Raw genomic sequence first — 13,484 nt, forward strand, 5'->3', positions numbered from 1 at the left:
CAATCCTCTCCGCACCGCGCGGTGCTGACTTGGGCGTTCTGCGCAATGTCGAACGCGCTTGTTGTGCACTCTACCCAGCTCTGCTGGACTGGCCTGAACTTTCCGCCCAAGAAAGGTCCGATCCTTCGTGAGCAGCGCCGCCCCCGAACGCCTTCCGGACAACGACACGGTGACCGTCCTGCGCGAGGTGCAGGACCGGGTGCTGTGGCTGTCGACCGCGATCATCGACCACGCGAACCGGGTGCGGCCCAATCCGACCGGGCTCAAGGTCGGCGGGCACCAGGCCTCCAGCGCCTCGATGGTGTCGATCATGACCGCGCTGTGGTTCGCCCGGCTGCGCGCGCAGGACCGGGTTTCGGTGAAGCCGCACGCCTCCCCCGTGCTGCACGCGATCAACTACTTGCTCGGCGACCTCGACGAGAAGTACCTGACGACGCTGCGCGAGTTCGGCGGCCTGCAGAGCTACCCGTCGCGCTCGAAGGACCCGGACCAGGTCGACTACTCGACCGGTTCGGTCGGCATCGGCGCGACCGCGCCGATCTGGGGCGCGCTGGCGCGGCGCTACGTCGAATCGCACGGCGGCGGCGCGGGCACCGGACGGCAGTACTCCCTGGTCGGCGACGCGGAACTGGACGAGGGCGCGTGCTGGGAAGCGATTCTCGACCCGAACGTGGCCGAACTGGGCGAGGTCGTGTGGATCGTCGACCTGAACCGGCAGTCGCTCGACCGCGTGGTCCCGAACATCGGCGCGACCCGGCTGCGGGGCATGTTCGAGGCGGCCGGCTGGCAGGTGCTGACCGTGAAGTACGGACGGCTGCTGCAGGAACTGTTCGAACGGCCGGGCGGCTCGGCGCTGCGCGGGCGCATCGACGAAATGCCGAACCCGGAGTACCAGCGGCTGCTCCGCTGCACCCCAGCCCAGCTGCGCGAACGCCTGACGACGCCGGAACTGGCTCCGCTGCTGGACACGCTTGACGACGAAACGCTGCACGCCGCCATCCGCAACCTCGGCGGCCACGACCTGTCCGCGCTGCTGGACACGTTCGACGCCATCGACGACCACCGGCCGACTGTCGTTTTCGCCTACACCGTCAAGGGATTCGGCCTCGCCAGCGAAGGTCATCCGCAGAACCACTCGTCGCTGCTGACCGCCGAGCAGCTGGGTGCGCTGGCCGAACGCGTCGGGATCTCGCCGGACAACCCGTGGCAGAAGTTCCCCGAAGGCTCTGCCGCTGCCCAGCTGTGCGCTTCGACCGCCGCCCGCTTGGAACGAGAACCCGTTGAGCTGCAACCGGTTCCGGCACTGCCGTCCGACATCGGCCGCACGCCGTCCGGCCGCACCACGACGCAGGCCGCGCTCGGCCGCGCGCTGCTCGACCTGACCCGCGAAGCGCCCGAAGCCGCGGAACTCGTGGTGACGTTGTGCCCGGACGTCTCGTCCAGCACTAACCTCGGCGGCTGGGTCAACAAGGTCGGCGTGTGGTCGCCGCAGGAGCGCGTCGACTGGTTCGCCGACGACCCGGAGACGATCCTGCACTGGCGCGAGCGGCCCAGCGGACAGCATCTGGAACTGGGCATCGCCGAGGTGAACCTGGTGAGCGCGCTCGGCGAACTGGGCACGACGTGGTCGCGCTGGGGCCGTCCCCTGCTGCCGATCGGGGTGCTTTACGACCCGTTCGTGGAGCGCGCGCTGGAACCGTGGTCGTTCGGCATCTACGGCGGCGGACAGTCCATTTTGGTCGGCACGCCGTCGGGCGTCACGCTCGCGCCCGAGGGCGGTGCGCACCAGTCGGTGACCACGCCGTCGGTCGGGCTGGAACAGCCGGGTTGCGTGACGTACGAACCCGCGTTCGCGTTGGACGTCGAGTGGACCCTGCTCGCGTCGCTGGCCCGGCTCGGTCGCCCCGATGGGACTTCCGCGTACCTGCGCCTGTCGACCCGTCCGGTGGACCAGAGCCTGGCCGCGGTGCCTTCTGATCCGGCCGCGCGAGAACGCCGCCGCCGTCAGGTCGTGGCGGGCGCGTACCCGATCCGCACCGCCGCGGTGGCGCGTCCGGACGTCACGCTGGTGACGATGGGCGCGATGGTCACCGAGGCGCTGGAAGCCGCCGACCGGCTGGACGCGCTGGGCAAGCACGCCGACGTCGTGTGCGTGACGAGCCCCGGCCTGCTGTTCCGCGCCGTGCAGGCGCGAGCGGGTCAGGACACCGCCGACACGTGGATCCTGGAATCGGCATTGCCGTCCGAACGGTCCGCGCCGATGGTGACGGTCCTCGACGGGCACCCGCACACGCTGGCCTTCCTGGCGAACGTCCACCGCGTGCGGGCAGCCCACCTGGGCGTGACGCGGTTCGGGCAGTCAGGCGATCTGGAGAGCGTGTACCGGCACCACGGGATCGACGCGGACAGCATCATCCAGGCCGCGCTGGACGTGGCGGACTGATCGAAGCGGCCGGGACTCCGGGTCCCGGCCGTTTCTCAATCGCCGATCCGGATCAGCGAACGAGCGCCTTCGCCGCGCCGCATCCGGTCGAACGCCTCGCCGACCTCGTCGAGCGAAATCCGGTGCGTCACCAAGGTTTCCAAATCCAACGCGCCCGAACGGACCTCGTCGGCGAGAACCGGGATGTCGAGATCCGGGTCGGACGCGCCGTAGACGGTGCTGGTGAGCGTGCGGGCGAAGTGGAAGATCTCCAGCGGGTTCAGCACGACCTGCTGGTCCTTCCGCCCGACGCCGACCACCGTGCACTGCCCGCCGCGGCGCACCGAACTCCACGCGGCGCGGATCGTCGCCGCCGCACCCGCGCATTCGAAGGCGTGGTCCGCGCCGCGCCCCTCGGTCAGCCCGCGCACCTGCTTGGCGAGTTTGTCGTTGCTCACCAGGAAATCCGTCGCACCGGCCGCGCGGGCGAGCGCTTCCTTCTCCGGTGACAGATCGGCCGCGATGATCTGCCCGGCACCCGCCAGTTTCGCTCCGAGCACCACGCACAACCCGATCCCGCCGAGACCGAGCACGAGCACGCTCTGTCCTTTTCGGACCTTCGCGGTGTTGCGCACCGCGCCGACCCCGGTGAGCACCGCGCAGCCCATCAACGCGGCCAGATCGAGCGGCACGCCGTCCGGCAGCGGCACGACGGATCGCCCGGGCAGCACGGTTTCCTCGGCGAATCCGCCGACGCCCAGCAGCACATTGAGCGGCTGCCCGTCCAGCTCCCCGCGCGGCAGCGTGGTCACGCCCTCGATCGCCGAACACAGCCACGGCTCCCCGGCCAGGCAGAACCAGCATTCCCGGCACGCGGCGGCCCAGTTCAGGACCACCCGGTCCCCCGGCCGCACGTGCGCGACTTCGCTGCCGACCTCCGCCACCACGCCGGACGCCTCGTGGCCCGGCACGAACGGGTACTGCGGGCGCAGCGTTCCGTCCACCATGGACAGATCGGAATGGCACACCCCGGCGGCCGCGACCCGCACCCGCACGTCCTCCGGCCCGACCGGCGGCAGCACGATGTCGCGGACTTCCGGACGCCCGCCCTGCTCGCGCACGACCACGGCTTTGACCACGATGTCTTCTCCTCGATGCCGGGCTAGAGCTGGATGGATTTGAGTTCGGTGAACTCGTCGAGCGCGGCCCGGCCCATCTCGCGGCCGACACCGGACTGCTTGTAGCCGCCGAACGGGGCCAGCGGGTTGAAAGCCCCGCCGTTCACGTCGATCTGCCCGGACCGGACCTTGCGCGCGAAAGCCAGCGCGCGGTCCCGGTCGGCCGACCACACCGCGCCGTGCAGGCCGTAGCGGGAGTTGTTCGCGATCCGCAGCGCGTCCTCCTCGTCGTCGAACGGGATGATCGACAGGACCGGGCCGAAGATCTCCTCCTGCGCGATCGTCGAATCCGGGTCGACGCCCGCGAAAACTGTCGGTGCGACGAAGTACCCTGTGTCAGCAGGAGCTTCGACGCCGCCAGTCACCAGAGTCGCGCCTTCGGCGATGCCCTTTTCGATGTAGCCGCGCACCCGGTCGCGCTGCGCCGCCGAGACGAGCGGGCCGAGTTTCGTCTTGGGGTCCAACGGATCGCCCGTCGTGAACCCTTCGGCGAGCGTTTTCGCGAGCGCCACCGCTTCGTCGTGCTTTTCGCGCGGGACAAGCATGCGCGTCCACGCCGTGCAGGTCTGGCCGCCGTTGAGGAACGCGTTGGAGACACCGACCTTGACGGCCGTCGCCAGATCCGCGTCGTCGAGGATCACGTTGGCGGACTTGCCGCCCAGCTCCAGCGTGACGCGCTTGACCGTGCGCGCCGCCAGCTCCGCGACCCGGGTTCCGGCCCGCACTGACCCGGTGAACGACACGACGTCGACCTCCGGATGCGTCGCCAGCGCCTCGCCGACCTCCGGCCCGAACCCGGTGACCAGGTTGACCACGCCAGGCGGAAAACCGGCCTCGTGGATCGCGTCGAACAGCTGGTAGGCGCTCAACGGCGCGACCTCGCTCGGTTTCACCACGACCGTGCACCCCGCTGCCAGCGCGGGCGCGATCTTGCAGGTGATCTGGTGCAGCGGGTAGTTCCACGGCGTGATCGCCGCGACCACCCCCGCCGGTTCCCGCACGATCAGCGAGTTGCCGACCTTCTCCTCGGGTTCGTCTTGGCCGAGCAGATCGATGTACGTCCGCACGTCGGTCTGCGGCAGCGCGGCCTGGATCCGCGTCGCGATCCGCAGCGGCGTGCCGACGTCCTTCGCGATCGTCTCGCCGATCTCGTCGGCTCGCTTCGCCAGCCCGTCGACGAGTTTGCGCAGCAGCTCAGCGCGTTCCGCCCGCGTGGTTTCGGCCCACGCGGGAAACGCCTCGCGCGCCGCCCGGACCGCCCGGTCGACGTCGCTGGCCGTGCCCTCCGGGATGTGCGCCTGGACCTGCTCGGTAGCCGGATTTTCCACCGGGATCGCGGCTCCGCCGTCCGAACGGACCCATTCGCCGCCGATGTACAGCACGTCGCGCTCAGCCACCGAGTCTCCTTCGACCTGGGTTCACTCCTCGCGGCGGATTCTATAGAAAACGTGGCAGCTGTCTAGTGCTCCGCGAGCACGCCCTGCGCCGCGAGGAAGTCGACCAGCAGGTCCCCCGCCTCGCGGATGTGCGCCGCCATCGCTTCCCGCGCCGCTTCCGGTTTGCGCTCGTTCAGCGCGGCAAGCACCCGATCGTGGTCGTCGCGGGCGAGGATCGGCCAGCCGGGGATGTCGGCGTACGCGGAGAAGGGCACGTACCGGAGCGTCAACGACAGCATCCAGGTGAACTTCGGCGCGGCGGCAGCGTGATTGACCATGCGGTGCAACGCGAAATCGGCCTGCTCGGTCGCGTCGAGATCGCCGTCGCGGACCGTCTTCTCGATCTCGCGCTGGAGGTCGTCCAGCCGCGCCAGCCCCGCCGGATCGAAGGCTTCCGCCGCCCGCGCGGCCAGTTCGCCGGAGACGTAGGCCTGCATCGCGTAGACGTCCACGACGTCCCGGCGCGTCACCGGGATCACCCGGAATCCGCGCCCTGGACGGAAATCCACCATGCCCTCGCCCGCGAGCGCCATCAACGCCTCGCGGACCGGGGTCGCGCTGACGCCGAGCCGCTCGGCCAGATGCTCGGTGCGCAGCCGCTCGCCGCCGCGCACCGCGCCGGTCAGGATCAGATCGCGCACCTGCTTCGCGACCCGCGGACTCAGCCGTTCGCGTGCTTCTCCGGCCACTGTCACGAAAACTCCCCGCCAGCGTTGGATTTCCCGCCATCGTAGCCGCTCTTCGGTTACGTGACCCCTGTCACTTTTCGCGCGGGAGAGAACCCGAGGCGGGGGTCGCCTCGACTACCCGGACGAACCCGAGCACGGGTGAACCGCAGAGTGTCCTCAATGGACACTTCGAGGGAGGGAAACGGAATGTCAGTGAAGTCTTCGCTTCTGCGCCACGGCCGCCTTGCCGCGGGCACGGCACTCGCCGCGGCCGCCATCGCGGGCGGAACGATCGGAGTCGCGGCGGCGGCCACCGGCGATCATCCGGCGGCACCTGCCGCCGCTGCCGCTCAGCCGCCCGCCTCCGAACAGCCCCCGGAAGGCGCCCGAGCCGTCGTGAAGGTCGACCCGAACCCGGCCGCCCCCGGCGGAGAGGTCACGATCACCGGCAACTGCGGCGGAGGGAAGGGCCTGAAGAAGGTGATCGGCGGATACCCGGGTCATCAGATTCTCAAGGACGTCAAGATCGTCGACGCGAACCCGGAGGCCTTCAAGGCGACAGCGAAGTTGACGACGAAGATCGGCGACGGAGTAGGCCCGGTGATGGTCGACTGCGACGGAGAAGCAGGCGTCACCCTGCTGGTGACCCACACCCCGCCGGCGGGCGGGTAACGATGACGAAGATCCGCGGCACCCGGGTGACCCGCCTCGGTTCGGAGGTGGCGTCGGCCAGGTAGGGATGCTCTGACGCTTGCTCGGAGCCGTCGGTCCGCTGCCGTCGGTCCGGTCGGATCCCACCGGCCGGACCGACGGCAGCCGCCGACTCACCCCGGCGACGTCGATGGCCACTCAGACCTCCCGCCGCCTCCATCCGGGACACGACCTCGTCGGCTGTGCAACCTGCTCCGCCAACGCCGAGACACGTCGCTGTGGCTCAGGGGAGGTAGCTCGGATGGTCGCGCAACAAAGAGCCAAGTCAGTCCCGCAGGACTGACCGTCGCCGCGCCCGCTAACACGGACCATCGTCACCTCGAGCTCGGAGACGTCACCCGGGCTGGCCACCCCGACGCCCGCCAACACGCACCGTCGCCGCCTCAGGCTCGGAGACGTCGCTCGGCTGGCAGCGCAACAAACAGCCCACGCCCGTCCCGCAAGACCGCCCGCCACCACACCCACCGACACGAACCGTCGCCACCTCGGGCTCGAAGACCTCGCCCGGCCCGCCGCACAGCAAGCAGCCCAAACACGGACCATCGTCACCTCGGGATCGGAGACCTTATTCGGCTCGCCGCACAACAAAACGCCCACGCCCATCCCGCAAGACCGCCCGCCGCCACGCCTGCCGACGCACACCGTCGTCACCTCGGGATCGGAGACGTCGCTCGGGCTGACCGCGCGGCAAACAGCCCAAGCCGGTCCCACGGGAATGTCCGCCACCGCTGCCGGGTCGCAGGTGCGGCCGACGGCGTCCCGCAGGCTGCCCGCACAGCAGGCAGCTGACCGGCCAGTCCCCCAGGCTGGCCGGTCACGCCCCCGCCGCCTGATGCGGAGGCGGCGCGCCGGGAGGCGAACGACACCTCCCGGCGCACCCGCCGACGAGGCGCGCACTCACCCCCGCGCGGGTGGAAAATCTCGGGTGCACCGGGTCCAGATCTCCTGCTGTGAGCCGATGTGCAAGCGCTGTGAGGTTGCTGTGCATCCGGCCGTATGGGGTGCCTCGCGGGCGTCGGCATGGTCATCTTGAAGTGTGAGAGTCAACGTTTCCCGGACAGCGCTGGTCGTCTGCGCGGCGGCGGCGATCGTCGCGACCGGCGGCGCCAACGCCGTCGTCGACACCGCTGACGTCGCCGGCGCGGCCAGCCAGCCGAGCGGCGCGGGCACCCCGGCTGTCTCGACCGGCGGTGATTCCCGCAGCACCGGGACGACAAACTCCTCCAGCACCCCAACGACCGGGACGGCAAGCCCCACCGTCGGCGCGTTGTTCTCCGGCGGCAACCACTTCTGCTCGGCCAGCGTGGTGCACAGCCCGACCGGCGACCTGCTCCTCACCGCCGCGCACTGCGTCAGCGGCGACGTCTCCGGCATCACCTTCAAGCCCGGCTACCACGACGGCATCGCCCCGTACGGCACCTGGCAGGTCACCGCCGCGACGGTCGCCGACGGCTGGAAGTCCTCGTCCGATCAGGACCTCGACTTCGCGTTCCTCAAGGTCGCCCAGCCCGGTTCCGCGAGCCTCGAAAGCATCACCGGAGCCAACCAGCTCGGCACGAACCAAGGCTTCTCGCACACGATCACCCTCACCGGATACCCCGACGGCACCGAACAACCCGTCGTCTGCACGGGCGTCACGACCCAGTCCGACACCTACCAGCAACGCGTCGCCTGCCCCGGCTTCCCCGACGGCACCAGCGGCGGCCCGTGGGTGATCAACCAGGACCCGAACACCGGAACCGGCACCGTCATCGGCACCATCGGCGGCTACCAAACCGGCGGCGACACCCCCGACGTCTCCTACAGCGCCTACTTCGACGACGACATCACACAGCTCTACAACTCGGCGATCAGCTGAACCGCACCGGGCACGAATGCGGCGACGATCACGATCGATCAGCGTCAGCTGTCGCCGCATCTCGCTGTTCCGGCGTAGTTTTCAGCGACGGGAACTGTGGACTGGACCGGGGAGGGCTGCGGTGAGTTCCGGATCAGCGCCGTCGGCGGAAGACTTCGACGAGTGGTACTCGAACATGCGAGACAGCGTCGCCCACAAGGAAATCCACCAGCGACATCTGGGACTGCCGCCGCGGCTGCTGTCGAGCAGCCTGCTTACGTGGGACGGCATCGCGGAAGTCGTCGAGGCTCTGCGGCTTGAGCCCGGGCACCGGCTGCTGGATCTGGCGTGCGGGCGCGGCGGGTATGGCCTAGAGATCGCTTCACGAACCGGCGCGCGGTTGATCGGTGTCGATTTCGCACGGGCGGCACTCGATCAAGCCCGGATCCTGGCTCAGCAGTTCGATTCCGTGAACGCCGAATTCCGTCTGGGCGACCTCGCCGACACGACCTTGCCGGAGGGGTCGGTCGACGCGGTCGTATGCGTCGATGCGATCCAGTTCAAGGCGACGGCCGCGTCGTTCGGGGAGATACGGCGCGTGCTCCGTCCGGGCGGACGCGTGGCACTGACGACCTGGGAAGCCGTTGCTCCTGCGGACGAGCGCGTCCCGGCGCGAATCCGGGCAGTCGACGCCGAAACCGGCCTCACCGGCGCGGGATTCTCGAACGTGGTCGTCCGGGAGCGTCCGCAGTGGCGGGCTGCGGAGCGTGCGATGTGGGAGGAAGCCGCGGCGCTCGACCCGGGCGAGGATCCCGCTCTGCGGTCCCTTCACGACGAAGGCGTCCATGTGCTGTCGGCCTTCGATCTGACGCGCAGAGTCCTCGCCACGGCGACCGCAGGCAACTGAGACTCGTAGGGCGCGACGCGGCGATCGACCCCTGAGCGATCAAGCCTTGGCCATCCCCAGAACACACCGGCGCGGCTCGGCGACAACCTCAGCGCCGGAGCATCGAACTGCCCGGCCCCAGCACTAGTCAGCCGGAACTGGGCGGCGCGACCGGTGCCTGATGCAGCGAGAGATTCTGTCCCGCCTGCTCATCCGCGGCCCACGCACCCGACTCCGCCGTCCACGTCTGGCCCGCGAAGCTCACCCGGTCCACGCCCAGCTTCGCCGCGCGAGCCACCAGCCAGCTCGCGATCCGCCAGCCTTCCGCGGCCGGATGGGCGCCGCTCAAGCGCACGGTGCCCAGTTCGGCGTTCGCGACGGTCACCAGGTTCGCCGGCGGGTTCAGCGTCAGGTTCCGGCAGGTCAGCGCCGCGGGGTACTGGCCGGTCAGCGCGCCGGTCAGCGCGGTGGCTTCGTCTTCCCACTGGGCGTACGCCTCGGGGGCGCCGGAGCGCTGCACCGCCTGCGCGGCCTCGGTGACGGGAATCGTCTGCCAGTTGTCGAGTTTCACGAGCTTCTTGTAGAACTCCGTCGCCGAATACACCGGGTCCTGGAGCTGGTCGGGAGTGCCCCAGCCTTGACTCGGGCGCTGCTGGAACAGGCCGATCGAATCCCGGTCGCCGCCGCTCAGGTTGCGGAGTTTCGACTCCTGCAGGGCGGTCGCGAGGGCGACCGTGACGGCGTGCGAGGGCAGGCCCTGCTTGACGCCGACGGCAGCGATGATCGCGGCGTTGTTCATGGGTTCCGGCTGCAGCGTGTACTGCGGCGCGGAGGCGTCGTTCGGGCCTTTCGGCAGCGCGACCGTGCAGCCGGGGGTCTTCACCTCGTTGTTGCTCGAGAACATGACCACCACGACGACCACCGCCGCGAGGGCCACGACGACCGCCAGGATCGCCGCCCGCACGCCACACCCGCGCACCCGTGCCCGCCCTTCCCCACTGCCCACTTCAAGTGCACAGTCTGCCCGGGCGTCCCGGCCGCGAGACGGTCGGGTCGGGTCAGCCGGCGTCCGGAGCGCCCAGGAAGATCGGGTTCGACATGGCGACCATGGCGTTCGGCGTCGTCGTCTTCGGGCCGCCCGACGGACGCCGCACCTCGACCCGGACCCAGCGGCTGTATCGCGGGTAGGTCGTCCACGTCACGGTCGCGGTGCCGGACTCCGGAACGGTTTCGCTGTGCTCCGGGCCGAGCTGGTCGAGGAACGTCACTGTCGTGCCCGGCACTCCGCGAACGACCGCGCGCACCTCGATCGGCGTGCCGGTGTCCGCGACGAGCCGTCCGCCGATGCCCGCGGTGCGGCCCGCGCCGGAGACGGAGAAGTCGAGCTGCACGTCCTTCGATTCCGCGAGCCACGACCGGCCCGCTTTGAGCCCGGCGAGCAGTTCCGCCCGGCCGAGCCGGTCCGCTTGGACGACCGTGTGCGGGAGCGCCACGGTGTGGTCCGGGTTGTGCGCATCGGAATCGCCGATCGCCGGGATCCACCGGCCGCCGCGCAGCAGGCCGTCCCAGTGCGTGACGCTCGCTTCGTCGTCGGCGGTCCACGGGCCGTTCCAGACCTCGACGAGATCGGCGATCTCGTACGCGAACTCATAGGTGCAGCCGAAGCAGTTCGCGAACGGGTGCGCCGCGGTGACCAAGCCGCCCGCGCGGTGCACCTGGTCGGTGAACCGCCGGAAGTCGCGCGGGTCGGAAGCGCGGTAGCGCCAGTCGATCCACGTGCCGGCCGGGACGCCGATCGCGGGCCAGTGCCCGGACCGCGTGGTGACCTCCTCGCCGTTCAGGATCAGCAGGTCGTCGGTGGCGTAGTTGCCCCACACCAGCTGCGAACTGGACGTGTTGTGGTCGGTGGACACGATGAAGTCCAGACCAGCTGCCCGGGCGTCCGCCACCAGCTGCTCTGGCGTGCGCTTGCCGTCGGAGTGGACGGTGTGCAGGTGGGAGTCGCCGCGGTACCAGGACCGGCCGCGGTCGCGCGCGGGTGCGGTCTCCGGGGCCGGGTTCGGCCGGAACGGCTTCAAGATGTCCTGGCCGAACGTCAGCGTGATGTCGACGCGGTAGTTCAAGCCCTGCGGCGCGACCGTGTACGGGCCGAGGATGACGTGCCAGCGGCCGGGCGTGATCGGTCCGGCGAGGTAACCGGGCGTCGCTTCGGAAGCGCTGATCGAGAACCGGTCGCGGAAACCGCCGGACCAGCCGCGGAAGCCGCGCCGGGTGCCCAGTTCGTGCCCTTCCGGGCCGAACATCCCGATGTCGCAAGCATTTCCGCGAGTCCCGGACGGCACCGACGGGCGGTCGTAGGAATAGACGACGTCGATCTGCTTCACGCCGGGCGGCACATCGACCGGGAGGTAGTACCAGTCGGGCACGTCCGGACGGAAAGTGCCGGTGACGGTCTTCGTCTGCTGCCCGGTGCCGGGCGCGGACTCCGCGAACGAGACGCCCGGCAGCATGCTCATCGCCGCCCCCGCCGCCACGACGCCTCCGGCCCGGAACAGGTTGCGCCGGTTGAGTTCCCCAGTGGACATGCCTACCTCCGCAGCAAAGAAGTCGCGCCGACGCTAACCGCCGGGCCCACCCCCTTCAACGACGCTGCGGTGAACACTCGGCGACTCGCCTTGCCCAGCACCGGGCCCTCTGCTTGCCCAGCACCGGGCCCTCTGCGGTTCAGCAGGCACCCGAGACCGCGCTCGCCTGCTCCGCACGGAATCACGGCATGGGAGCCAGCCCCCTGCCGTCATCGGACAGCGAGCCATGATCGGCGGGCATGCTCGGCTGCGACGCTCCAGTCGGACGACGCCGCCAATCGGGTGCCATGCAGCGACTCCTGGCCGCCGAGCGGACGACAGCGATGCCAGGCACTCGCCCGCGCCGACCCCGGCCGGTCGCGAGGCACGCGAATCGGCTGCCAGGCACGAACTCGCGCCGCCACACCGATCGCGCGACGCCTCAGCTCACCGAGCATGAACCCAGTCGCTCAGGCCGAAGTCAGCCCGCGCGGGTCCAGCTCCCGGGCGCGGATTCTCGTGGCTCGCAAGGCAAGCAACGCCAGCGAACTGCCGCGACACTCCGGTCGAGAACCGCGGCTGCCCAGGTCCGGCGCCTGCGATCGCATCTCACCCGCTCACCGATCGCCCACCGCCAGAGCCCGACCGCCGACGCCTGCGAGCCCGGGCTCCGCGCACGAGCCAAGCGCCGGGCACGGCCTATCGCCGCCTCGCAGATCGAGCAGCATCAGGCACTCACCGCCGAAGCCCCATCGCTCTCGCACCACCGAGCCGCGAAGATCTGCCCAGACCAACCGGCGCACGGCACTACATAAACCAAGAGTCCACCCGCTGCCCGCACAAAGCGTCCGGCACCCGGCAACCTCACCCCACCGCATCACTCGCCTCCGCGACCCGGTCCAGCCATTCCTCCATCAGCGCCTCGAACAACACCGGCTGTTCGAACTGCAGGTTGTGCCCCGCCCGGTCGAGCACCGCGTAGCTCGCCCGCGGATAGTGCCCCAGCAATCCGTACAGCTCCGCGAATCCCGTCGACGCGTCCTGCCGGCCGCACACGATCAGCGCCGGTTTCCGGTACACCGGACCGCTTTCCGGATCGACCGAAAGGGTCCACCCCGCCAGCATCCGCTGCAGCGCGGCCCGGTCGGCGACCGCCAGGCCCGGCGCGACGTCCGCCCGGAAACGCGCCAGCGTCTCCGCGGACTGGACCACCGCCACCTCCCCGTACTCCTCCGCCTCCGCCGGATCGAGACCCGCCATCAGGTCCGGGTCGGCGCGCAGCACCTGGTGGTCCGGCACGTCCCGCTCCAGCACCGGCACCGGACGGCCGACCGGGCACACCAGCGCCAGCCCGGCGACCTGCGCGGGTCGCGCGCGCGTCAGCCCGCGCGCCAGATAACCGCCGTACGACTCGCCGACCAGCAGGAACGGCTCGTCGCCGATCAGGTCGTCGACCAGGTCCTCCAGCGCCGCGAGGAGGTCGTCCGACCCGCGCGCGGACCCGGCCGGCGACTCGCCCATTCCGGGCAGATCCGGATAGATCCGCCGGAATCCGGGCCGCCGCGCGAAGACCGGTTCGAGACAGCCGGTCATCAGGCGGTGGTCCGGCATCCAGCCGTGGACGGCCAGCACCGGCGTGCCCGAACCGTGCTCGACGTAATGCATCGTTCCCTCCCTGTTCGCCGGCCACCGTTGTACCGCACGGTGCCGACAATTCCGGAACCCGGCGGCCGGGAGGAGGGCAGCCGGGCGCAGGGGCGGCAATTTCCGGGAGAATTCCCG

At 70.3% G+C, this 13,484-nt stretch carries 10 protein-coding genes; 4 read left to right on the forward strand and 6 right to left on the reverse strand.

The window, feature by feature from the left end:
* Positions 1 to 127: 127 nt before the first annotated feature.
* A complete protein-coding gene (locus tag H5411_RS20480) occupies positions 128 to 2,443 on the forward strand; it encodes a transketolase-like TK C-terminal-containing protein (protein ID WP_183124686.1) in 2,316 nt (771 codons plus the stop codon).
* Between the two features lie 35 nt (positions 2,444 to 2,478).
* Here the strand turns inward: H5411_RS20480 and H5411_RS20485 are convergent, their stop codons facing one another.
* From H5411_RS20485 to H5411_RS20495, 3 genes are all read right to left on the reverse strand, one after another.
* On the reverse strand, positions 2,479 to 3,561 hold the full coding sequence (locus H5411_RS20485; protein WP_183124687.1) for an alcohol dehydrogenase catalytic domain-containing protein: 1,083 nt from the start codon (positions 3,559 to 3,561) through the stop codon (positions 2,479 to 2,481).
* 23 nt (positions 3,562 to 3,584) lie between these two features.
* Positions 3,585 to 4,997 carry an aldehyde dehydrogenase family protein gene (locus H5411_RS20490; RefSeq protein ID WP_183124688.1) on the reverse strand — a complete coding sequence of 471 codons (1,413 nt, stop codon included), beginning with the start codon at positions 4,995 to 4,997 and terminating at the stop codon, positions 3,585 to 3,587.
* A 62-nt stretch (positions 4,998 to 5,059) separates the two neighbouring features.
* Positions 5,060 to 5,731, reverse strand: coding sequence for a GntR family transcriptional regulator (locus tag H5411_RS20495; RefSeq protein ID WP_183124689.1), 672 nt, complete (start codon positions 5,729 to 5,731; stop codon positions 5,060 to 5,062).
* A gap of 180 nt (positions 5,732 to 5,911) precedes the next feature.
* On the opposite strand from H5411_RS20495, the gene H5411_RS20500 reads away from it, so the two are divergent.
* The 3 genes from H5411_RS20500 (at position 5,912) to H5411_RS20510 (ending at position 9,159) form a co-directional block, all read left to right on the forward strand.
* Positions 5,912 to 6,376, forward strand: coding sequence for a hypothetical protein (locus H5411_RS20500; RefSeq protein ID WP_220817204.1), 465 nt, complete (start codon positions 5,912 to 5,914; stop codon positions 6,374 to 6,376).
* A gap of 1,075 nt (positions 6,377 to 7,451) precedes the next feature.
* Positions 7,452 to 8,273, forward strand: a complete 822-nt coding sequence (locus H5411_RS20505) for a trypsin-like serine peptidase (protein ID WP_312878478.1) — start codon at positions 7,452 to 7,454, stop codon at positions 8,271 to 8,273.
* 121 nt (positions 8,274 to 8,394) lie between these two features.
* Entirely contained in the window at positions 8,395 to 9,159 is a 765-nt protein-coding gene (locus H5411_RS20510; RefSeq protein WP_183124691.1) for a class I SAM-dependent methyltransferase, read from the forward strand.
* Between the two features lie 127 nt (positions 9,160 to 9,286).
* On the opposite strand, the gene H5411_RS20515 is transcribed toward H5411_RS20510, so the two are convergent.
* From H5411_RS20515 to H5411_RS20525, 3 genes are all read right to left on the reverse strand, one after another.
* Positions 9,287 to 10,102, reverse strand: a complete 816-nt coding sequence (locus H5411_RS20515; RefSeq protein ID WP_183124692.1) for a hypothetical protein — start codon at positions 10,100 to 10,102, stop codon at positions 9,287 to 9,289.
* A 94-nt stretch (positions 10,103 to 10,196) separates the two neighbouring features.
* Positions 10,197 to 11,723, reverse strand: coding sequence for a CehA/McbA family metallohydrolase (locus H5411_RS20520; protein WP_183124693.1), 1,527 nt, complete (start codon positions 11,721 to 11,723; stop codon positions 10,197 to 10,199).
* Between the two features lie 843 nt (positions 11,724 to 12,566).
* On the reverse strand, positions 12,567 to 13,367 hold the full coding sequence (locus H5411_RS20525; RefSeq protein WP_183124694.1) for an alpha/beta fold hydrolase: 801 nt from the start codon (positions 13,365 to 13,367) through the stop codon (positions 12,567 to 12,569).
* Between the last annotated feature and the right edge of the window lie 117 nt (positions 13,368 to 13,484).

This window comes from Amycolatopsis echigonensis (genome assembly GCF_014174495.1).
Lineage (GTDB): Bacteria > Actinomycetota > Actinomycetes > Mycobacteriales > Pseudonocardiaceae > Amycolatopsis > Amycolatopsis echigonensis.

Bases quoted from the DNA above. Each gene is read 5' to 3' on its own strand.
- H5411_RS20525 (WP_183124694.1), bottom strand. From the start codon at position 13,367: ATGCATTACGTCGAGCACGGTTCGGGCACGCCGGTGCTGGCCGTCCAC.
- H5411_RS20500 (WP_220817204.1), top strand. From the start codon at position 5,912: ATGTCAGTGAAGTCTTCGCTTCTGCGCCACGGCCGCCTTGCCGCGGGC.
- H5411_RS20520 (WP_183124693.1), bottom strand. From the start codon at position 11,723: ATGTCCACTGGGGAACTCAACCGGCGCAACCTGTTCCGGGCCGGAGGC.